Origin of the sequence: Sulfitobacter sp. F26204, assembly GCF_026410305.1 — a bacterium.
Classification (GTDB): domain Bacteria; phylum Pseudomonadota; class Alphaproteobacteria; order Rhodobacterales; family Rhodobacteraceae; genus Sulfitobacter.
Genome location: NZ_JAPMLQ010000002.1, coordinates 307,204 through 326,883, shown reverse-complemented (window position 1 = coordinate 326,883; position 19,680 = coordinate 307,204). Strand labels below are relative to the sequence as shown.

At 55.5% G+C, this 19,680-nt stretch carries 24 protein-coding genes; 14 read left to right on the top strand and 10 right to left on the bottom strand.

The features are described 5' to 3' along the window. The 12 genes from OS190_RS05535 to OS190_RS05480 all read left to right on the top strand — a co-directional run bounded on the left by OS190_RS05535 (position 1) and on the right by OS190_RS05480 (position 12,482). A complete protein-coding gene (locus OS190_RS05535) occupies positions 1 to 1,371 on the top strand; it encodes an aldehyde dehydrogenase family protein (protein ID WP_267157669.1) in 1,371 nt (456 codons plus the stop codon). Positions 1,372 to 1,375: 4 nt separating this feature from the next. Beyond that, positions 1,376 to 2,521, top strand: a complete 1,146-nt coding sequence (locus OS190_RS05530; protein WP_267157668.1) for an iron-containing alcohol dehydrogenase — start codon at positions 1,376 to 1,378, stop codon at positions 2,519 to 2,521. A gap of 137 nt (positions 2,522 to 2,658) precedes the next feature. Beyond that, on the top strand, positions 2,659 to 3,324 hold the full coding sequence (locus OS190_RS05525) for a GntR family transcriptional regulator (protein ID WP_267157667.1): 666 nt from the start codon (positions 2,659 to 2,661) through the stop codon (positions 3,322 to 3,324). A gap of 33 nt (positions 3,325 to 3,357) precedes the next feature. Further along, complete coding sequence (locus tag OS190_RS05520; RefSeq protein WP_267157666.1) at positions 3,358 to 4,377, top strand: ABC transporter substrate-binding protein; 1,020 nt, start codon at positions 3,358 to 3,360, stop codon at positions 4,375 to 4,377. A 65-nt stretch (positions 4,378 to 4,442) separates the two neighbouring features. After that, entirely contained in the window at positions 4,443 to 5,210 is a 768-nt protein-coding gene (locus OS190_RS05515; RefSeq protein ID WP_267157665.1) for an ABC transporter ATP-binding protein, read from the top strand. Beyond that, positions 5,203 to 6,012: an ABC transporter permease gene (locus OS190_RS05510; protein WP_267157664.1), complete on the top strand. Its 810-nt coding sequence runs from the start codon at positions 5,203 to 5,205 to the stop codon at positions 6,010 to 6,012. Before OS190_RS05515 ends, OS190_RS05510 begins: the two co-directional genes overlap by 8 nt. A gap of 165 nt (positions 6,013 to 6,177) precedes the next feature. Then, a complete protein-coding gene (locus tag OS190_RS05505) occupies positions 6,178 to 7,239 on the top strand; it encodes a dipeptidase (protein WP_267157663.1) in 1,062 nt (353 codons plus the stop codon). 49 nt (positions 7,240 to 7,288) lie between these two features. After that, entirely contained in the window at positions 7,289 to 8,887 is a 1,599-nt protein-coding gene (locus OS190_RS05500; RefSeq protein ID WP_267157662.1) for an ABC transporter substrate-binding protein, read from the top strand. Beyond that, positions 8,888 to 9,961, top strand: coding sequence for an ABC transporter permease (locus tag OS190_RS05495; protein ID WP_267157661.1), 1,074 nt, complete (start codon positions 8,888 to 8,890; stop codon positions 9,959 to 9,961). 15 nt (positions 9,962 to 9,976) lie between these two features. After that, positions 9,977 to 10,888: an ABC transporter permease gene (locus OS190_RS05490; RefSeq protein ID WP_267157660.1), complete on the top strand. Its 912-nt coding sequence runs from the start codon at positions 9,977 to 9,979 to the stop codon at positions 10,886 to 10,888. Beyond that, a complete protein-coding gene (locus tag OS190_RS05485) occupies positions 10,888 to 11,745 on the top strand; it encodes an ABC transporter ATP-binding protein (protein WP_267158303.1) in 858 nt (285 codons plus the stop codon). Before OS190_RS05490 ends, OS190_RS05485 begins: the two co-directional genes overlap by 1 nt. Beyond that, on the top strand, positions 11,742 to 12,482 hold the full coding sequence (locus OS190_RS05480) for an ABC transporter ATP-binding protein (protein WP_267157659.1): 741 nt from the start codon (positions 11,742 to 11,744) through the stop codon (positions 12,480 to 12,482). The genes OS190_RS05485 and OS190_RS05480 overlap by 4 nt, the downstream gene beginning before the upstream one ends. Before the next feature lie 121 nt (positions 12,483 to 12,603). Here the strand turns inward: OS190_RS05480 and OS190_RS05475 are convergent, their stop codons facing one another. The 5 genes from OS190_RS05475 to OS190_RS05455 form a co-directional block, all read right to left on the bottom strand. Beyond that, positions 12,604 to 12,795, bottom strand: coding sequence for a DNA gyrase inhibitor YacG (locus OS190_RS05475; protein WP_267157658.1), 192 nt, complete (start codon positions 12,793 to 12,795; stop codon positions 12,604 to 12,606). Further along, positions 12,792 to 13,814: a ribonuclease E/G gene (locus OS190_RS05470; RefSeq protein ID WP_267157657.1), complete on the bottom strand. Its 1,023-nt coding sequence runs from the start codon at positions 13,812 to 13,814 to the stop codon at positions 12,792 to 12,794. Before OS190_RS05470 ends, OS190_RS05475 begins: the two co-directional genes overlap by 4 nt. After that, entirely contained in the window at positions 13,811 to 14,389 is a 579-nt protein-coding gene (locus OS190_RS05465; RefSeq protein ID WP_267158302.1) for a Maf family protein, read from the bottom strand. The genes OS190_RS05470 and OS190_RS05465 overlap by 4 nt, the downstream gene beginning before the upstream one ends. A gap of 60 nt (positions 14,390 to 14,449) precedes the next feature. Further along, positions 14,450 to 14,668 carry a translation initiation factor IF-1 gene (infA, locus tag OS190_RS05460; RefSeq protein ID WP_005978431.1) on the bottom strand — a complete coding sequence of 73 codons (219 nt, stop codon included), beginning with the start codon at positions 14,666 to 14,668 and terminating at the stop codon, positions 14,450 to 14,452. 81 nt (positions 14,669 to 14,749) lie between these two features. Then, complete coding sequence (locus OS190_RS05455; protein WP_267157656.1) at positions 14,750 to 15,625, bottom strand: carbon-nitrogen hydrolase family protein; 876 nt, start codon at positions 15,623 to 15,625, stop codon at positions 14,750 to 14,752. A 166-nt stretch (positions 15,626 to 15,791) separates the two neighbouring features. Between OS190_RS05455 and OS190_RS05450 the strand changes: the two genes are divergently transcribed. Next, positions 15,792 to 16,484 (top strand): NAD-dependent deacylase, encoded by a 693-nt coding sequence (locus OS190_RS05450; RefSeq protein WP_267157655.1) that lies wholly within the window; start codon positions 15,792 to 15,794, stop codon positions 16,482 to 16,484. Between the two features lie 28 nt (positions 16,485 to 16,512). On the opposite strand, the gene OS190_RS05445 is transcribed toward OS190_RS05450, so the two are convergent. From OS190_RS05445 to OS190_RS05430, 4 genes are all read right to left on the bottom strand, one after another. Further along, positions 16,513 to 16,992, bottom strand: coding sequence for a copper chaperone PCu(A)C (locus tag OS190_RS05445; protein ID WP_267157654.1), 480 nt, complete (start codon positions 16,990 to 16,992; stop codon positions 16,513 to 16,515). Between the two features lie 36 nt (positions 16,993 to 17,028). Beyond that, the gene (locus OS190_RS05440; protein ID WP_267157653.1) at positions 17,029 to 17,370 is read right to left on the bottom strand and encodes a hypothetical protein; all 342 of its coding nucleotides are present in this window, start codon (positions 17,368 to 17,370) and stop codon (positions 17,029 to 17,031) included. Positions 17,371 to 17,474: 104 nt separating this feature from the next. Further along, entirely contained in the window at positions 17,475 to 17,774 is a 300-nt protein-coding gene (rpmB, locus tag OS190_RS05435) for a 50S ribosomal protein L28 (RefSeq protein ID WP_267157652.1), read from the bottom strand. A gap of 261 nt (positions 17,775 to 18,035) precedes the next feature. Next, positions 18,036 to 18,170, bottom strand: a complete 135-nt coding sequence (locus OS190_RS05430; RefSeq protein WP_267157651.1) for a hypothetical protein — start codon at positions 18,168 to 18,170, stop codon at positions 18,036 to 18,038. Between the two features lie 233 nt (positions 18,171 to 18,403). Between OS190_RS05430 and OS190_RS05425 the strand changes: the two genes are divergently transcribed. Next, positions 18,404 to 19,105: a CDP-alcohol phosphatidyltransferase family protein gene (locus tag OS190_RS05425; protein ID WP_267157650.1), complete on the top strand. Its 702-nt coding sequence runs from the start codon at positions 18,404 to 18,406 to the stop codon at positions 19,103 to 19,105. Between the two features lie 70 nt (positions 19,106 to 19,175). On the opposite strand, the gene OS190_RS05420 is transcribed toward OS190_RS05425, so the two are convergent. Beyond that, the gene (locus tag OS190_RS05420) at positions 19,176 to 19,631 is read right to left on the bottom strand and encodes a methylated-DNA--[protein]-cysteine S-methyltransferase (protein WP_267157649.1); all 456 of its coding nucleotides are present in this window, start codon (positions 19,629 to 19,631) and stop codon (positions 19,176 to 19,178) included. Positions 19,632 to 19,680 lie beyond the last annotated feature (49 nt).

Below are 19,680 nucleotides of genomic sequence, written 5' to 3'. Positions count from 1 at the left end.
ATGATCAGATGTATCTCGCCGATTGACGGTTCGGTCTACGCCGAACGGAGCCCCTTGTCGGCTGATGCCGCCCATGCCGCTGTGACCTCGGCCAAAGAGGCCGTTTCGGCCTGGTCTGCGCTGACGGTCAAGGAACGGGCTGTCCTGGTGATGGCAGGTGTCGAAAACATCGGAAAAATGAACGAAGAGATTGTTCCGGAGCTGGCCCATCAGATGGGCCGTCCCATTCGCTATGGCGGGGAATTCGGCGGGTTCAAGGAACGGGCCACCTATATGGCGCAGATTGCCCAGGATGCGCTGGCCAACATCAAGATAGAAGACAGCGGCAAGTTCCGCCGGATCATCAAACGGGTGCCGCATGGTGTCGTTCTGGTCGTTGCCCCTTGGAACTATCCCTATATGACGGCGATCAATACTGTGGCCCCGGCCTTGATTGCCGGTAACACCGTGTTGTTGAAACATGCCTCGCAAACACCTTTGGTCGGCGAACGTATGGCGCAGGCTTTCTATGCCGCAGGCGTGCCCGAGGATGTTTTTCAGAATGTCTTTCTGGATCACCAGACCACCACGGATTTGATCGCTGCGAAATCTTTTGGGTATGTTAACTTTACCGGTTCCGTTGGCGGTGGCCGCACCATCGAACAGGCGGCAGCCGGCACCTTTACCGGAGTTGGTCTTGAACTGGGCGGCAAAGATCCCGGCTATGTCTGTGATGACGCGGATATTGACGCGGCCGCAGAAACCCTGATCGACGGTGCGATGTTCAATTCCGGTCAATGCTGCTGCGGCATCGAAAGGATCTATGTAGCGGAACAACACTTTGACGCTTTCGTTGCCAAGGCTGTTTCGATTGTCAGTTCCTATAAACTGGGCAATCCACTGGATCCGGAAACCACCCTGGGTCCGATGGCACAGGTGCGTTTTGCCGATGATGTCCGCGCCCAGACTGCCGAAGCGATTGCGGCAGGTGCGACAGCACATATCGACCCTGCGCTGTTCCCCCAGGACGGTGGTGCCTACCTCATGCCGCAAATTCTGACGGAGGTGACCCATGACATGCGTGTGATGCGTGAAGAGAGTTTCGGTCCGGTTGTCGGCATCATGCCGGTCAAGGACGACGCGGAAGCCGTCGCACTGATGAACGACAGCGCCTTTGGCCTGACTGCTTCGATCTGGACATCGGATTCCGCCCGTGCAGAACGTATCGGAGATCAGATTGAAACCGGTACCGTCTTTCAGAACCGCGCCGATTATCTTGATCCGGCACTGTGCTGGACGGGGTGCAAGGATACAGGACGCGGCGGCGGTTTGTCCGTCATTGGCTATCACAACCTGACCCGCCCCAAATCATACCACCTCAAGAAGGCCTGATCCCATGAGCATCACTGCAAACTGGTCCTACCCCACCGCCATCCGTTTTGGCGCTGGCCGCATTTCTGAAATTGCCGATGCCTGCGCCGCCGCCGGTATCAGTAATCCTCTGCTGGTCACGGACCGCGGGCTAGCCACGATGGAGATCACCAACCGCACGCTTGATCTGCTGGAGACCGCAGGCCTGGGCCGCGCCATCTTTGCGGATGTGGACCCGAATCCGAACGAGAAAAACGCCGAAGCGGGGGTGAAAGCCTATAACGACGGCGGTCATGATGGTGTGATCGCATTTGGTGGCGGCTCCGGTCTCGACCTTGGCAAACTGGTCGCTTTCCTTGCTGGACAAACCCGCCCGCTGTGGGATTTCGAGGACATCGGCGACTGGTGGACCCGTGCCGATGCGGAGGCCATTGCCCCGATTGTAGCTGTACCGACCACTGCTGGAACAGGATCGGAAGTTGGCCGCGCCAGTGTCATCACCAACTCGCTCACCCAAGAGAAAAAGATCATTTTTCACCCCAAGTTCATGCCGACGATCGTGATCTGTGATCCAGAACTCACCGTCGGCATGCCTGCATTTATCACTGCGGGCACCGGTCTGGACGCTTTTGCCCATTGCGTCGAAGCCTTCTGTTCACCGCATTACCATCCGATGTCGCAGGGTATCGCCCTGGAAGGTATGCGCCTGGTCAAGGACTACCTGCCCCGTGCCTTTGCCGATGGAACCGATCTAGAGGCACGCGCCCATATGATGTCCGCTGCGGCGATGGGTGCCACCGCGTTCCAAAAGGGGCTTGGCGCAATCCACGCCCTGTCGCACCCTATTGGCGCGATCCACCACACCCATCACGGAACGACCAACGCTGTCTGCATGCCTGCTGTTTTGCAGTTCAACCGCTCGGCCATCACTGATCGTATGGATCAGGCCGCCAGCTACCTGAATATCGAAGGCGGATTTGACGGATTTTGCGCCTATGTTGACGCGTTGAACGCAAGCCTGGGTATTCCTGGAACGCTGACGGAACTGGGCATCGAAAACCCTGACATTGACCGCATCGTTGCGGGTGCGCTGAACGACCCAAGCACCGGCGGCAATCCGGTGGAGATGACCAAAGAGAACACAAGAAAGCTGTTGCTGTCCTGTCTTTGACTGCCGCGGCACCGATGAAAGTCATCCCTGCCAGGTAAGCCTGGGGCCGCAAGCGTCTACCGGTCCGAATTGGCAGCTTGACTAAACATTGTGAGCGCGTACAAAAATGTCCAACATTTCCGAAAATGATGGACACTATGTTTCTGGGCAGACGCACAACCGAAGATGACACAGTGGTGGAGATGCTCGCATCAGCGATCCGGCGTGATATTTCCTTTAGTGTGCTCAGGCCCGACCAAAAGCTCAAGATTGCGGGTCTGCGTCAGACCTATGGAGGATCGAACCATTCCATGCGAGAGACCCTCAGGATGCTGACGTCCGAAGGCATGGTCGAGGCGACCAACCAACGTGGTTTTCGCGTCACCTCAGCCACCGAAGAGGATCTGCGCGACATCATCCTGATGCGACGCGAGATTGAAACGCTTGGCCTCAAACGGTCGTTGGCACAAGGTGACATGGCGTGGGAATCCCGAGTAATCGCAGCATTGCACCTTGTCAGCCACGCGGACGGCGCGGTTCAACAGGACCCAGGTGACCTGACGGCGCTGGAATGGGACGAGGCATGCCGCGAATTGGTCATGTCGCTTGTCGCGGCCAGTGGCTCACCACGCCTGGTTGGCCTGACCGCACAGTTTTACGGACAAGCCCGCCGTTTCCGGCTGGCCCTTTTGCGCGAGGGACGGATCGATTTCAAGGCCCGTAAAACACGGCAACACAGATTGCGCGACGCAATTGTGGCGCGCGACGAACGCCGGGCCCTGCAAGCCCTCGAAGAAGAAATCAACGCGGATTTACAAAGGTAAGTCGCGCACCACCGATCATTCAGGGAGGATCCAATGATCAAATTCAACAGACGTCAGACCATGGGGCTGATTGGGGCCGCAACGGCAACCGGGCTTGCCGCACCGGCACTTGCACAAAACAAAAAGATCGTTGTGGGCGCGCTGCGTTTCACTTCGCATGCGGCGAGCTTTATCGCGGCAGAGCGTAACTATTTCGCTGATGCCGGTCTTGATGTCGAGCTTCGGTTTTTCCAGGCGGCACAGCCTATGGCCGTCGCCATTGCATCGGGTGATGTGGATTATGCGGTTACCGCCATTTCCGGCGGGCTAATCTCTTTGGCTGACAAAGGCGCGATAAAAGTCATTGGTGGCGCATTGAGCGAGGAACCGGGCATCGACGGCCAAAAAATCCTGGCCTCGGATGCAGCGTTCAAGGCCGGTCTCACCACACCTGCGGCGCTGGCGGGTAAAAAGTTCGGAATTTCAACAGCCGGATCGTCGTTTCATTACATGGGGTCCAAAATTGCGCAGGCCGAAGGCATCGAAGTTTCCTTTACCCCCCTGCAGAAAGTTGGCGCAATCATCGGCGCATTGAAATCCGGTCAGATAGACGCCTGGTCCATCGTCCCCCATATCGCCAAACCGCTTGCAGGATCGGGTGCAGTCCACATCATCGGAAATGTGTCGGATTACTTGCCTAACTATCAAGTCACCACTGTCTTTACCTCGGCGCAGAATGCAGACAACGAACGTGAGCAAACCACCGATTTCCTGGGTGCCTTTAGCAAGGGTGTCACTGACTATAACGCGGCGATGATCGACAAGTCCGGCGGTGAGGAAGGCGTGAACGAAATGGTCGATCTGATTCATAAATATGTCTACACAGACCGCCCGCGCGAGAAAGCGGCGCCCTCCATCATCAATGGCACGATGCGTCTGAACGAGGGAGCACGCCTGAACATCGCATCGGTTCAGGATCAGCTGAGCTGGTTTCAGTCCGAAGGCCTGATCGATGCTTCGATCACGCTGGATACCTTTGTCGACACGAGCTACGTCGAAACCTTCAAAGCCTAGTCTTCACTTTTGGCCGGCCGTTGCCATTGGCGCGGCCGGTCCGCCGAATTTCAAGGACCGCTTTGATGGATATTCGCCTGGACGCAATCAGTCATTCCTACGGCGACACGGAAGTGTTGCGCGATATTTCCCTGGATGTTCCTACCGGTCGGATCGTTTGTCTGGTCGGGCCTTCGGGCTGCGGAAAATCCACTTTGCTGCGCCTCATGGGCGGGCTGGAACGCCCAACCAAAGGCCGCGTCCTGCAGCTGGGCGCACCACCGCAGGGGTGTCTCAACCCATTGACCTTTGTCTTTCAGGATTTTGCATTGCTGCCCTGGCGCACGGTGCGCGGCAATATCTCGCTTGTGCTTGAGGATCACGGCATTCGCGGTGCACGGGCCGACAGCATCATTTCAGATGTATTGGCGCGTACCAAACTCAGTGATTTCGGTCACGCCCTGCCCCGACAATTGTCAGGCGGCATGAAGCAACGCGTCGCCATCGCAAGAGCTTTGATCGTCAATCCGGCAGTGATGTTGATGGATGAACCCCTCTCGGCACTGGACAGCCAAACGCGTGAGTTGCTGATGGATGACCTTGTGGCACTGTGGACAAGGCAACCTTTCACCGCAGCCTATGTAACACATAACCTGGCCGAAGCGGTTCGCCTGGGACATCGCATCGTCGTGCTCTCGCGCAGACCCGGAGAAATTCGCGAAGTTGTCGAGATCGACAAGCCCCTTCTCGATCGTGCATATGGCGATACCGATCTTGAGAGCATTCAAAAACATCTCTGGGGCTTGATGCGTGAAGAAGCCCGCGCGGCAGATGAGGAATTGCTAGATGTCTGATCCCGCTCCCGTCAAAGCCCCCATTGAGGTCCGGTTTCGCGGCGGCGGCTTTGCACCAAAACCGCGCCGGTGGGTTGGTGTCGTCGTCTTTATTGTTCTGATCACACTAATGGAAATAGGCACCCGCATTGGTTGGATCTCTGCTTTGACACTACCGAAACCCTCTGACGTTCTGGCCACCTTCGGTGAACTTTGGGAAAGTGGGCTGTTGTACAAACATCTTGCGCCGTCGCTGGGCCGGCTCGCCGTGGGGGCGTCAATCGGGGCAACGGTCGGCATTGGCGTTGGTGTCTTGATCGGGTTGTTCTCTTACATCCGTGCCGGGCTTGTTCCTCTGGTCGCTGCATTGTTCCCGATTCCAAAAATCGCGCTGCTGCCGCTATTTGTGATCTGGTTCGGTATCGACGAGGCCTCGAAATATGCGCTGATTGCCTTCGGGACGTTTACGCCGACGGTTGTTGCCACCTATGGCGCGGTCGACAATGTTGACAGGTCGCTGATCAGAATGGGCCAGAGTTTTGGGCTGTCCTGGTTTTCAATCGTGCGCAAGATCGTGCTGCCCGGTGCCATGCCCGGAATCCTGTCGGGTCTGCGCATTTCCTTGGCAATTGCCATTATTCTGCTGGTGGCAGCGGAAATGTTGGGAGCCGAATATGGGATTGGTGCCTATATCCTTGAGGCTGGCTCATTATATGATTTGGAACGGCTCTTTGCGGGTGTGGTGATCCTCTCGCTACTGGGTGTCATTCTCAGTATGGTGATCGGCCTGATCGAGCGCCGACTGCTTGGCTGGCGGTCATGAGCGAACTGCGCCTTTCCCGCTGTGCCACATCGTTTGTTCGCACGTCCTGATCGACGCACGGGAACTAAAATCCCAACTCATTCGCCTGGGGAAATTTTTCTGCAACGCTCTGGCAAAAGGTAAACCGTCTATCTAACCTGCGCCCAAAAGCGAAGGAAGCAATCCATGCAAGATCCTACTTCACCTGTTGTTTTTGACGGGCACAACGATGTTCTCTTGAAACTATATCAGGCCGGCGGCACCTCTGCTTGTGATGGTTTCCTGACCGGACGTGCCGGTGCCATAGACGTGGTTTCGGCAACTGCCGGTGGGTTTGGTGGTGGCTTCTTTGCTGTCTATGTGCCCTCTCCCTACGATCTGGACGACAAAATGGAGGAGATGACCAAAGCAGCCTATGATCTGCCCCTGCCTGCACCCATCACCTATCAGGACGCATTTCCCGTAGTCATGGCGCAAGCGGCGATTCTGTTCGATCTGGAAAGACGCGGGGCGCTGACAGTTTGCCGGACAGCCGCCCAGTTGGATGAAACCCTGAAGACCGGAAAGATGGCGGCAATTTTTCACATCGAAGGGGCCGAAGGGATAGATGCGGATCTCAACACGCTAGACATACTGTACCAAGCGGGGCTGCGTTCTATCGGCCCGGTCTGGAGCCGTTCAACCATTTTTGGACATGGTGTCCCGTTCCGCTATCCAAGCACACCCGACATCGGTGACGGGCTGACAGAAAATGGTAGAAAGTTGATCAAGCGGTGTAACGACCTCGGGATAATGGTGGACCTGTCTCATCTGAACGAAGCCGGATTCTGGGATGTTGCCAGGCATTCAACCAAACCATTGGTCGCAACGCATTCCAATGCCCATGCGATTTGTCCGCACAGCAGAAATCTGACCGACAAGCAGCTCGCCGCGATCAAAGAGAGTGACGGCATGGTCGGGTTGAATTTCGCGGTCGCATTCCTGCGCGAAGATGGAAAGATGCTTGCCGATGTGCCACTTGAACAGATGTTGCGGCATCTGGATCATCTGATGGAGCAGTTGGGCGAAGATCGGGTTGGCTTGGGGTCGGACTATGACGGCGCAGTCGTGCCACAAGACTTGACCTCCTGTGCTGGTCTGCCCACACTGCGGCATGCGATGAAAGGGCACGGCTACGACGATGCTTTGATTGCCAAACTCTGCCACAAAAACTGGCTGCGCGTATTGGAAAAAACCTGGGGGGAATAGCCCGCCGACCAAACGTGTATTAATACCAACGAAAAGGAGAGGTTCTTAAATGAATGTATTCAACCGACTATTGACAGGTGTGGCGATTGGCGCTGCGGTCAGCATGTCGTCCTTGGCGGCATATGCCGAAACACCCGCAAACATGCTTGTTATTGCCAACCGGATTGATGACATCATCACGATTGACCCCGCGGAGAGTTTTGAATTTGCCGGCTCAGACGTCAGCCGCAATATTTACAACCGTCTTGTCTACCTTGATCCTTTGGATCTGGATGCGGGATACAAACCGGGTTTGGCCGAAAGCTGGACCGTTTCGGAAGATGGCAAGTCCATCACCTTTACCATGAAAGAAGGCAACACTTTCGAATCAGGCAACCCTGTCACAGCCGAAGATGCCGCATTCTCGTTGCAGCGCGCGGTGATTCTGAACAAGACGCCATCCTTCATTCTGACGCAGTTTGGCTTTACGCCGGAAAACGTTGCAGAAACAATCAAGGCCGATGGCAACACCCTTACCATCACAACGGACAAGAAATACGCTACTTCGTTCATTCTGAACTGTCTGACTGCAACCATTGGTGCGGTTGTCGACAAGAAAACCGTAATGGCAAACGAAGTAGACGGGGACATGGGCAACACATGGCTCAAGACAAACTCTGCTGGTTCCGGCCCCTACAAATTGGACAGCTGGAAGCCAAATGACAGCGTGACACTGTCGTTGAACCCGAACTATTCGGGCGAAAAGCCGACAATGGAACGGGTCATCGTGCGCCACGTCACCGAAAGTGCCTCGCAGCGCTTGCTGCTTGAGCGTGGCGATATTGACATCGCTCGCAACCTGAACCCGGAAGACATCTCGGGTGCAACCGCTGCAGGTGGAATCAAGGTCGAAGACGAACTGAAAGGCCAATTGATGTATCTTGCCCTTAACGGCAAGCACCCTGTCCTATCCAAGCCCGAAGTACGTCAGGCGTTCAAGTATCTTGTCGATTATGCAGGCATGCAGGACAGCTTTCTGAAAGGTCAGTATACGACACACCAGAACTTCTTGCCTGCGACCTATCTTGGCGCATCAAAGGAAAATCCCTTTTCGCTGAACATCGAAAAGGCCAAAGAACTTCTGGCTGAGGCAGGCGTTGAAGGCCTGGAAATCGAAGCAGGCGTCCGCGAAGCACAAGAGCGGATCGAAATTGCGCAAACCATGCAGAACACCTTGGCTCAGGTTGGTATCAAACTGAACATCACAGTTGGTACAGCCAAGCAAATTCTCGGACGCTACCGTTCACGTGAACTGGATATGTATGTCGGCATCTGGGGACCGGATTATCCTGATCCACAGACCAACGCCGGTACCTTTGCATACAACCCTGACAACTCTGACGAAGCCAATGCGACAGGCCTTCTGGCATGGCGTACCGCATGGGATGTCAGCGATGAGATGAACGCCAAGGTCGAAGCGGCCGTCACCGAAGGAGATCGTGACAAGCGGATCCAGATGTATCAGGAAATCCAGCAGGAATTTCGCGAGACATCCCCGTTCATCGTGATGTTCCAGCGGATCGAACAATCCGCAATGCGTGACAATGTGATGAACTTCTCGACCGGGCAGGCGGTCTCTTCCGCTGCATATTGGCAGGTCACCAAGTAAATGGCCCTGAGCGAAAACAACAGCGAGGGGCGCCCTATCCGGGCGCCTCTTTTTCATAGGTTCGGACCTACGGTAAAGGTTATTCTCGGCACCTTGACCTCAATCATCGTCACCTTGTTGGGGTTACTGCTGGTCACCTTTGTCATCGGGCGCATCATGCCGATTGACCCGGTGCTCTCCATCGTCGGGGAACGCGCCTCGCAGGCGAATTATGATGCCGTCTATCTGCAGCTTGGCCTGGACAAGCCGCTGCTGGTACAATTTCTGTATTATTTATGGGACGTGATCCATCTCGACTTTGGCACCTCCCTGTTGAACGCCAGACCCGTCGCGGAAGACATCGCACGCGTCTTTCCTGCCACGCTGGAATTGGCAACCATTGGGATATTCTTCGGGATTGTTTTAGGTGTGCCATTGGGTGTTCTCGCCGCCGTCAACCAGGGGAAATGGATCGACCAGATCGCCCGCGTGGTGGCATTGATTGGATATTCCATGCCAATCTTTTGGCTTGGCCTTATCGGCTTGCTCATCTTTTACGGCATTCTGGGTTGGGTCGGCGGACCAGGCCGTGTCGGCATCTTTTACGTTGATGTAGTGCCATCCGTCACCGGAATGATCCTGGTCGACTCCATCATAGATGGTAATTGGGCCGTTTTCAAAGACGCCTTCAGCCACATCATATTGCCCGCCTCCCTTCTTGGGTATTATTCACTGGCCTATATCAGCCGGATGACACGATCCTTCATGCTGGAACAACTCAGTGCGGAATACGTCACCACCGCCCGGGTCAAAGGCATGTCCGAATGGAACGTAGTGTGGAAACATGCCTTCAAGAATATCCGAGTGCAGTTGATAACCGTCATCGCCCTGAGCTATGCAGGCCTGCTGGAAGGTTCCGTCCTGACAGAGATCATCTTTAGCTGGCCGGGGATCGGCAGCTACATCACGACCGCCTTGCTCAGCGCTGATATGAATGCCGTGATGGGCGGTACAGTGGTCGTTGGATTGATCTTTATCCTTCTCAATATATTTTCGGATCTTCTTTACAAGATCTTTGACCCCCGAGCGAAATAGAAGGGCGGTTCCCAGATGTCTGAGACTCAAACGCTACGCCAGTGGCTTCTCACCGAAACCCCGACGTCACGTCGGCATGCCAAAATTTCAGCATTCTACAAAGGTTGGCTGACCTTGCGTTCCAACACCATGGCCATGATCGGTCTGGGCATCTTGGTGGCGATGTTGTTTGTTGCGGCGGCCGCACCTCTGCTGGCCCCCTACGATCCCTTTGTACAGGATCTGGGCAACCGACTTGCCCCTCTCGGAGTAGAAGGCCATGTCTTTGGAACCGACAGCCTTGGGCGCGATATATTGTCCCGTCTGATTTACGGGACGCGGATCACCCTCTATATCGTGGCACTTGTTGCTCTGATCGCCCCGATCGTCGGGCTGCTGGTCGGCACGGTATCGGGCTATGTAGGTGGCTGGACCGATGCCATCCTGATGCGCATCACCGACATCTTCCTCGCATTTCCACGGTTGGTTCTGGCCTTGGCCTTTGTCGCGGCATTGGGGGCGGGCATCGAAAATGCCGTTCTGGCAATTTCGTTGACGGCCTGGCCGCCCTATGCGCGGATTTCAAGAGCCGAAACCCTGACGATCCGATCCTCCGACTACATCAGCGCGATCAAATTGCAGGGTGCCGGGGCCTTGCGCATCATCACCAAACATATCTGGCCATTGTGTATTTCCTCTCTGATTGTGCGGGTCACGCTGGATATGGCAGGCATCATCCTTGCCGCGGCCGGGCTGGGGTTCTTGGGGCTTGGCGCACAGCCACCCAGCCCCGAGTGGGGCGCGATGATTTCAGAAGGACGGCGCTTCATTCTTGATCACTGGTGGGTCGCTACGGTTCCCGGCCTCGCCATTTTTACGGTCTCCCTGGCGTTCAACCTGTTGGGCGATGGCCTGCGCGACGTACTTGATCCAAAGGCAGGCGAATGATGAATACCCTTCTTGATGTAGAAAACTTGTGGGTCAAATTTCCCTCGCGGCATGGCATCTTTGACGCCGTGCGCGGTGTATCCTTTACGCTCGGGCGCGAACGACTTGGCATTGTGGGCGAAAGCGGGTCAGGAAAGTCGATGACCGGCCGCGCCATTTTGCGCCTGATCCGCAAGCCTGGGATCGTCGAGGCAGATCACATCAAACTTGACGGTATTGACCTGCAAACAAAATCGGAAAAGGAAATGCGAGCCGTGCGCGGTCAACGGATCAGCATGGTGATGCAGGATCCCAAATTTTCCCTGAATCCCGTAATGACCATTGGTGACCAGATCATCGAAGCCTATCGCCTGCATAATGCCGTTTCCAAGGGCGACGCCTATCGTAAATCCATAGAAATGCTGGAGGCGGTTTCGATCAGCAGCCCTGAACGGGTGATGCGGGCCTATCCACATGAAATGTCGGGCGGCATGGGCCAGCGCATCATGATCGCAATGATGTTGATCCCGAATCCCGAAATCCTCATTGCGGACGAACCGACTTCGGCCTTGGATGTATCGGTGCAACGTCAGGTACTTGATATTATGGACAAGCTGGTCAAGGAACGCGGTATGGGCCTGATCTTTATCAGCCATGACCTGAACCTCGTAGCCGATTTTTGCGACCGCGTCTTGATCATGTACGCAGGTCGCGTGGTCGAGGTATGCGATGCTGACAAACTGCACGATGCGCAACACCCCTATACCCGCGGTTTGTTGAACTCTCTGCCTCGTCTGGATGCTCCCAGCAAGCGGTTGGAAGTATTGCAACGCGATCCTGAATGGTCGGAAGCTCCAAGTGTGAGTGGTCGGATATGAGTATGTTGGAAGTAGACGGGCTGAACGTTTGGTTCGGCAAACATCAACAGCGCGTTGATGCGGTTAAAAACGCAACCTTCGCCGTGGCGCGGGGCGAAAGTTTCGGTTTGGTAGGCGAAAGCGGGTCAGGTAAATCCACCATCTTGCGTGCCATCACCGGATTGGCCCCTGACTGGTCCGGCACTCTGAGCATTGAGGGTCAAACGATCTCCAAGAGGCGCCCCAAGTCTTTTTACAAGCAGGTCCAGATGGTTTTTCAGGACCCTTACGCTTCATTGCATCCACGCCATTCTGTCGATCAGGTATTGGGAGAAACCCTTCATTTGCACGGCTTTCAGGACATCGACAACCGGGTGGTGAAACTACTTGATGATGTCGGGCTGGGTCAGAAATTCCGCTTTCGCTACCCGCATCAACTTTCCGGTGGGCAGCGCCAAAGGGTCGCCATTGCCCGTGCCCTTGCCCCCGAACCCGAATTGCTGTTGCTGGATGAGCCAACCTCGGCTCTGGATGTGTCGGTTCAGGCTGAAATCCTGAACCTGTTGACTGATTTGCGCGCGGCGCGTGGATTGACCTACCTGATGGTTTCGCATGATCTTTCTGTCGTTGGCCACATGTGTGATCGTCTTGCCGTGATGAAAAGCGGTGAAATTGTCGAAATCATGAGCGTGGCCGCGCTACGCAAAATGGATGCGCGCCACCCCTACACCCAACAACTTTTCGAAGCATCGCTATAGGGGTTTGGCGATCTTCATCGGGCACGGGCCATCGCGATCACGCCACCCAGCTTCCCTACCCTACAAGTGACAGGCCGAGCATGTTCATGACGGCTGTGCCAGCCACGGCCAAATGGCCGACTTAATGTTTTTTCTGCAATGGCTCTTCAGCAGCTTCAGTTAGTTCGATCGCGGCCTCAATATCTTCGGGATCACGCGACGGTGTCGCATAGGAGCCATTAAACCACTTGGCAAGATCCAGATCAGCACAACGGCGCGAACAGAACGGGCGATACTTGGGATTGGTCGTTGCGCGACACATAGGACAGCTCATCCAAGGACCTCATTCAAAGCTGCACGGGATCTTTTTCGCTGAAGCTCATAATGGCCCAGAGGGGTCCAGCCCACCAGCGTCGTTTCCACGTCATCACTGCGAAATGCGGCCCGCAGGGCGTTTTCGAAAGGGCGTCGTTCCTTTTTGGGCATCGGGGCAAGATCGAGTGTGATTTGCCCCCCCAAACCCCTCACCCGCAGGGCGCGTGGCAGCAAACGTGCGCAGGCCATATTCGCCTTGATCCCCGCTGCGAGCGAAGCGTCGTTGCCTGTGTTGACATCAATGGCAATCAGGGCGCGTGTCGCTTCGACATACATGAACGCACCACCGCTAAGTCCCACGGCAATGCCTTTGGCATCTTCAAGCGCGTCAAGCACCCCGTGGCTGTCAAACCCGCCACTCTCGGTAACGACTTCGGCCGGCGCAGTCCATTCGCGCCACGCAAGCACATGAGGACCATCCCCCTGAACCAAAAGGTCCATATCCGCCGACCTGTCGTCCAGAATTGTTCCGGCGAGATCCAGCATCGCAGCGATATCGGATTCGATTTCTTCTCCGTCTACACCAAGGCAGGATGAACGCAAGATCACACCATAGCTGGTTTCGCCCGCAACGTCATGGGCGATTTCCAAAAGACGGTCACGTTCCTCTTCGTCGCGAATGCTGCGCGAAATATTGAGACCCGGCGCCTCTGGTGTGACTATGGCATAGCGGCTTTTGAACAATAGTTTATTCGTCACGGGGATCGCCTTGCCCGGTTCGGCATAGCCTGAGACCTGCACAAGGATTGGTTGCCCCGGTGCCAGCCCTTTGATCTGACGTAGAAACGCCGATCCATCCGGGGTTTTCAGGAACATGCCGCCCTGTCCCTTTACCGGACGGTCCGCAATCGCACGGTACACCGTGCCTGGACGCGGTGCGTCGCTGTCGACCAAGAGATCATCCAGCTTGCCATCGACCATGAGGGCAGCAGCTTCGACCTCGCCGAGATGGTCCAGAATAATCGTGCGCCCCTTCATATGGTGCCTCTGTGCAAGGGATACCCTGCTGCAACCAGCAGGTTTGCAGTTTCCGCGAGCGGCAAGCCAACGATGCCGGTGAAGGAACCGCTGATCCAGGGGATCATCGCGCCGGCAGGCCCCTGGATACCGTATCCCCCCGCCTTTCCCTGCCAGTCGTTGCTGGCAAGATAGGCTTTGATCTCCAACTCGGACAATGACTTCATCTTGACGAATGACTGCACGTCGCGTTCCCAGATCTTGTCACCTTTTTTGACGGCAACGGCGGTGATCACCTTGTGGCGCCGCCCTGACAGCATTCGCAAAAACGCCTCTGCCTCCATCACATCCGAAGGTTTGCCCAGGATACGACGGCCCAATGCAACGGTGGTATCTGCACAAAGCACAATATCCTGCGGACCGGCCGGCACCGCCGCGACCTTTTCTCGTGCCATACGCCCGCAATAGGGGCGCGGCAATTCCGCTTTTTCGGGGGTTTCATCGATGTCGGGTGCCTGCACGGCATCGGGCACCACGCCCATTTGGGCGAGAAGCTCTAGTCGGCGCGGGGAGCCTGAACCGAGGATAAATTGCATCATACGGGGTGCTCCGCCCCGATCCGCGCCAGAACAGCGCGGATCACGACTGCTGTCGTCCTATTTGAAACGATAGTTGATCCGACCTTTGGTCAGATCATATGGGGTCATTTCGACTTGTACCTTGTCGCCAGCCAGAACGCGGATGCGGTTTTTACGCATCTTGCCCGCCGTATGCGCGATGATCTCATGGCCGTTCTCAAGCTCGACCCGAAACGTCGCGTTAGGCAGGAGTTCCTTAACGACACCGGGAAATTCGAGCGTATCTTCCTTGGCCATGGTCTCTCCTAAACAGACTCACCCCGAAATTCGGGGTTCCGCGCTTAAATGAGCGCATCCGCAGCAATTTTCAAGGGCTATTCAGCGCAATCGCACGAGTGTCGCAGGGGTATCACGCCCGATTTGATGTTGCCAGTGGTTGCGGTTCAGCACAATACCGTCGCGGCGCACTTCTGCGATATGGCCCAGATCAATTTCGCCATAGGTCCAGCCGGGTTGGTTTAACACACCTTCGGCAAGCACACCATTCTGTGGAAGGCCCTTGTCAGGTGGGGTGAATATGCCGCCCGCACCAAAAGAATTGCCCAGCGCCTCTGACCAATTCGCCGGACCGACCACCGATGACATCGCCGTGACACATTGATTTTCCAATGCCCGCGCCATCGATCCGATGCGCACACGCCAATATCCCCCCAAAGTTTCGGTGACACTGGGGACGCAGATTACATCACATTCTCTAAGTGCATGCCCCAACAGAGGAAATTCGCTGTCATAACAGATCAGAATACCGATCTTGCCCAGAACCGTATCAAACACCTGCAAGGCATTTCCGGGGGTCACACCCCAGACTTCATCTTCAAAACGGGTCATGATCTGTTTGTCCTGCACCCCGACCTGACCTGTGGGGGTGATCAACCTTGCCCGGTTTACCGGGCGCGAGGTCGTCGCTGCGGGAGCCGACGCCGCAATGATGTGCACACCATATTCTGCTGCCAGTCGAAGATGTAAAGCATCTGTATCCGGGATCCTGTCTGAAGTCGCAAAAAGTGATTTCTCCAGATCACTGGCCACGTCCAGCCCATCAAGAGTTGCCAGTTCCAATGCGCCATATTCTGGGAAAACCAGCAGTTCCGCGCTCTCTGCCGCGGCCTCTGCAACCCAGGTGGCCAGCTTGTCCTCATAGTGCGCCCAGGATGTGAGCACATCCAAAGGATAGGCCGCGGTGGCAATTTTCATGATGGTCCCTCCATAGTTCACCCAAATTGCGATCAAACGCGCCTCGCCGCAAGGCCAGGCCACAACAAACCTGCCCCTTGACGCAGTGCCTCAATGCTTTCACATACTTCAGGTCCGTCACGACTGCCCAAGCATCTGAACGCCATACCGCAAGGAGCCCCTGCACATGAGCAAGATCGTTATTCTGACCGGTGCCGGCATCTCAGCCGAAAGCGGAATCGAAACGTTTCGCGCCGAAGACGGGCTTTGGGCACAACATCGCGTCGAAGATGTGGCCACGCCCGAGGGTTTTATGCGCGATCCTGAACTTGTGGTGAATTTCTACAACGCCCGACGTGCACAGGCGGCCGAGGTTTCGCCCAACGCGGCTCACAAGGCATTGGCTCAGTTGGAAGCCGAATATGACGGCGAGGTTGTGGTCATCACCCAAAACGTCGATGACTTGCATGAACGGGGCGGCACCCAGACTCTCTATCACATGCACGGGCATCTCAAAGGTGCGCTCTGTGCGTCCTGTGGTCATCGCTGGCCAGCGCCCATGGTTATGCAAGCCGGTGATACCTGCCCTTCTTGCAAGGCACCCGCTGCACGGCCTGACATCGTCTGGTTCGGGGAAATGCCTTACGACATGGAGAGGCTGTTCGATCATCTTGCCCAAGCCGACATCTTTGCTGCGATCGGCACCTCGGGCAACGTTTATCCTGCTGCCGGTTTCGTGGCCGAAGCGCGGAGCAACGGAGCGCATACCATTGAATTCAATCTAGAAGAATCGGCGGTAGGAAATCAATTTGCGGAACACAGGACCGGTCCAGCATCCCAAACGGTCAGAAAATGGGTGGACGAACTGTTGGGCAAATGACGGTGGGCAAACGGCCCACCGCCAATCCTTAGTCTTGTTTTGAATGATCCAAGGCACGGTGTTCAGGCTTGCGATCATGATCTACGGGAATGGTCACTTCAACGTCACCTGCCTGTTCAAATGTCATGATAACCTCCACATCTTCGCCTTGGACCAATGGCGCAGTCAGGCCCATGAACATCACATGATCACCGCCACGCTTGAGTAGATGCATCCCGCCGGCAGGCACCACGATACCACCTTCGATCTCCATCATCTGCATGACACCATCCGCGCTTTGTCTGTGTGTGTGCAATTCGACCCTATTGGCCACAGCGCTGGAAACAGCAACCAATCTATCATCCGTATCGCCGTTGTTCATCAGCGTCATAAATGCAGCACCGGTTTTGGAAGTCGGTGTCGAACTGCGCACATAGGCGTCTTTGATCTCGATACCATCGGCCAAAGCAACCGAAGTGCCTAGCGCAAGCACGGCAATGCCGGCCGCAACAATTTGAGAAACTTTCATCTGTTTTTCCTTGTTTGTCTGATTTGCAAAATGAGATCAGGCAAAGACGGGAGGCGCGCGCGGTTGTGGTCCAAGGCGTATCGAGACCGGTACCAGTTGCGCGCCAAGGGCGGTGGAAATCACCAACGTTACAATGCGCGAAGGCGCTTTTGCGATTACGGGAACCTCAATCAGCGCCACATTGGCGATGCAATCCGGACAGATGAGCGGCGCGGCAGTCGGCGCGCCATCTGCATCGGTGTAGACAAGTATCGTGCCGTTACCGTTGCAGATCACCATCTGGCCTGTTGCCACTGCTGCGCCCTTTGCCAAGGCCGCCGCGTGTGACGTAGATACCAGCACCAGCATCAAACAAAAAGACAGTAAGATCCGCATCATGGCGCAAGATTTAGCCAAACCCATACGTGAAAACGAGAGACAAAACGACGCAACCCCGGACGCGCCGGTCCGGGGTTGCATGTAACATCGGATATTTGCGGTGTTCAGGTCAGCGCGTCAGCTTCTGAACCGGATTTCGCAATTGCCTTCTTTATCTTGAGCGCGTTGGCGGACAGTTCTGTGTCCTTTGCCTTGGCCAGGAATTTATCCAGACCGCCACGGTGATCAACCGAACGCAGAGCATGGGCAGAAATGCGCAGCTTGAAGGAACGTCCCAATGCTTCGGACTGAAGCGTGGTGTCGTTCAGGTTGGGCAAGAACCGACGGCGCGTCTTATTGTTCGCGTGGCTTACGTTGTTGCCCGTCATCGGGCCTTTTCCGGTCAATTCGCAGACGCGAGACATGGCGCATATCCTTTTGCTTTAGTGGTGTGACAACCGACCCTCGGCGCAACACATAAAAGGGGCCGCGCAATGCGACCCTGAAACTTGTTCGCTGGCTTTAGTGGGAATCGCAGGAGGGGTCAAGTGATAGTGGGGATACGATCCACAAGCGATGACCTGTCAATCATCATGAAACCGCCAATCACTACCTGAGCTTTCAAACGGTCTTTGCAGGATCCCGGCCGATCTGATTGTGTTTTCAGAACGGATTGCAATCTTTGCCTAGACCAGCGTCGGCGTGATCGCGCCATCCTTCAACAAAACCTGATTGAACAGAAGTTCGGCGTCATAGCCATTGCAGTCCTGCACATCAAGATCGAAGCAGAGGGCACCAATGCACATTCGATCATTCAGCAAATCACAAGCCTATCAAGCAGGGTTTCTATCCACGCCAGAGATGCTGACGCTCTCAATAATTCTCGGCAGGTTTTGCAGGCTCAAAAGATCGGACAGAGTCGACAACCATACATTAAAATACATTAATTTGTTGATAGGGTTGTTTACAGGTTTGGCATTGAGCATCCTTGCTTTGTTCCCCCGCAACTTTTCACCTCTTCCATCCCCTCCCCAGATTTGCGACATAAGGGCGCATGACAGTCCAGATGCGCGCCCTCCTCGTTCACTTGTTCACAGCCACCGGTGCAGTTTTCGCCATGCTGGCAATGCTCGCCGCAGTAGATGAAAAATGGGACATGATGTTTTTCTGGTTGGTCGTCGCGTTCTTTGTTGACGGCATCGACGGTCCGCTGGCGCGCCGCTATGACGTAAAAACCAATGCACCCCAGTTCGATGGTGTCCTTCTGGACTTGATCATCGATTATCTGACCTATGTTTTCATTCCTGCCTTTGCCCTGTTCAAATCCGGGTTGATGGACGGCTGGAGCGGCTGGATGATGATCATCATCGTGACCTTTGCTTCGGCCATGTATTTCTGCGATACACGCATGAAAACAAAAGATAATTCCTTTTGGGGTTTCCCCGGATGTTTTAACATGCTGGTGCTTGTACTCTTTGCCCTGTCGCCGGTTTGGTGGGTCTGTCTCATCATTGTAACCGTCCTGTCGGTAACAATGTTCGCACCGATCAAATTCGTGCATCCGGTCCGCACCGAACGTTGGCGACTGGTCACACTGCCCATGGCCCTGGCATGGGTATTTTTCGCAGGATGGGCCGCTCTTGTCGATTTCCATCCCGAAAGCTGGGCACATTTCGGCCTTGTCATGACCTCACTCTATCTCGTCGGTGCCGGCGCTGTGCAGCAATTGACCGAACCCAAGGAAACATCGGCATAACGCCACACAGGCGTCACCTCGCCGCCGTATATCGCGCCGGTGCCTCGACACCGCTCCTCTTGCCTGATTGCTAGATCAACAGCCCCGCGGCCCCTTCGTGTCGCAGAAGGGCCACCTTGGTCTCAACACCCCCGCGCCCGGAAAATCCGGTCAGCCCTTTGGCTCCCATCACACGGTGACAGGGAATGAGCACCGGAATCGGATTGCCGCCACAGGCCTGACCAACTGCCTGGGCCGGAACGCCCAGTTCCTTGGCGATTTCACCATAGGTACGGGTAAAACCGAAGGGGATGACAGACATCACGTCACATACGTCTTGTTGAAACCGCGATCCTGCGACGCGCAGCGGCAGATCAAACACTTCGCGCTTTCCGCAGGCATAAGCCTCAAGCTGTGCCGCGGCCTCGTCCAGCAGGTCAGATTGGTCCAGATGCGCCACGCAAGCCCATTCCAGCGCCGTGATGGCCCCGTCTTCTTCGACAAGGGTAAGATCGCCAAAGGGCGTTGGGACAGTACGTTTCAACATGAAAAGACCCTGCACCGTCAGGTACAGGGTCTCAATCCGAAACTTGCGG

Bases quoted from the DNA above. Each gene is read 5' to 3' on its own strand.
- OS190_RS05535 (WP_267157669.1), top strand. From the start codon at position 1: ATGATCAGATGTATCTCGCCGATTGACGGTTCGGTCTACGCCGAACGG.
- OS190_RS05530 (WP_267157668.1), top strand. From the start codon at position 1,376: ATGAGCATCACTGCAAACTGGTCCTACCCCACCGCCATCCGTTTTGGC.
- OS190_RS05525 (WP_267157667.1), top strand. From the start codon at position 2,659: ATGTTTCTGGGCAGACGCACAACCGAAGATGACACAGTGGTGGAGATG.
- OS190_RS05520 (WP_267157666.1), top strand. From the start codon at position 3,358: ATGATCAAATTCAACAGACGTCAGACCATGGGGCTGATTGGGGCCGCA.
- OS190_RS05515 (WP_267157665.1), top strand. From the start codon at position 4,443: ATGGATATTCGCCTGGACGCAATCAGTCATTCCTACGGCGACACGGAA.
- OS190_RS05510 (WP_267157664.1), top strand. From the start codon at position 5,203: ATGTCTGATCCCGCTCCCGTCAAAGCCCCCATTGAGGTCCGGTTTCGC.
- OS190_RS05505 (WP_267157663.1), top strand. From the start codon at position 6,178: ATGCAAGATCCTACTTCACCTGTTGTTTTTGACGGGCACAACGATGTT.
- OS190_RS05500 (WP_267157662.1), top strand. From the start codon at position 7,289: ATGAATGTATTCAACCGACTATTGACAGGTGTGGCGATTGGCGCTGCG.
- OS190_RS05495 (WP_267157661.1), top strand. From the start codon at position 8,888: ATGGCCCTGAGCGAAAACAACAGCGAGGGGCGCCCTATCCGGGCGCCT.
- OS190_RS05490 (WP_267157660.1), top strand. From the start codon at position 9,977: ATGTCTGAGACTCAAACGCTACGCCAGTGGCTTCTCACCGAAACCCCG.
- OS190_RS05485 (WP_267158303.1), top strand. From the start codon at position 10,888: ATGAATACCCTTCTTGATGTAGAAAACTTGTGGGTCAAATTTCCCTCG.
- OS190_RS05480 (WP_267157659.1), top strand. From the start codon at position 11,742: ATGAGTATGTTGGAAGTAGACGGGCTGAACGTTTGGTTCGGCAAACAT.
- OS190_RS05475 (WP_267157658.1), bottom strand. From the start codon at position 12,795: ATGAGCTGTCCTATGTGTCGCGCAACGACCAATCCCAAGTATCGCCCG.
- OS190_RS05470 (WP_267157657.1), bottom strand. From the start codon at position 13,814: ATGAAGGGGCGCACGATTATTCTGGACCATCTCGGCGAGGTCGAAGCT.
- OS190_RS05465 (WP_267158302.1), bottom strand. From the start codon at position 14,389: ATGCAATTTATCCTCGGTTCAGGCTCCCCGCGCCGACTAGAGCTTCTC.
- infA (WP_005978431.1), bottom strand. From the start codon at position 14,668: ATGGCCAAGGAAGATACGCTCGAATTTCCCGGTGTCGTTAAGGAACTC.
- OS190_RS05455 (WP_267157656.1), bottom strand. From the start codon at position 15,625: ATGAAAATTGCCACCGCGGCCTATCCTTTGGATGTGCTCACATCCTGG.
- OS190_RS05450 (WP_267157655.1), top strand. From the start codon at position 15,792: ATGAGCAAGATCGTTATTCTGACCGGTGCCGGCATCTCAGCCGAAAGC.
- OS190_RS05445 (WP_267157654.1), bottom strand. From the start codon at position 16,992: ATGAAAGTTTCTCAAATTGTTGCGGCCGGCATTGCCGTGCTTGCGCTA.
- OS190_RS05440 (WP_267157653.1), bottom strand. From the start codon at position 17,370: ATGATGCGGATCTTACTGTCTTTTTGTTTGATGCTGGTGCTGGTATCT.
- rpmB (WP_267157652.1), bottom strand. From the start codon at position 17,774: ATGTCTCGCGTCTGCGAATTGACCGGAAAAGGCCCGATGACGGGCAAC.
- OS190_RS05425 (WP_267157650.1), top strand. From the start codon at position 18,404: ATGACAGTCCAGATGCGCGCCCTCCTCGTTCACTTGTTCACAGCCACC.
- OS190_RS05420 (WP_267157649.1), bottom strand. From the start codon at position 19,631: ATGTTGAAACGTACTGTCCCAACGCCCTTTGGCGATCTTACCCTTGTC.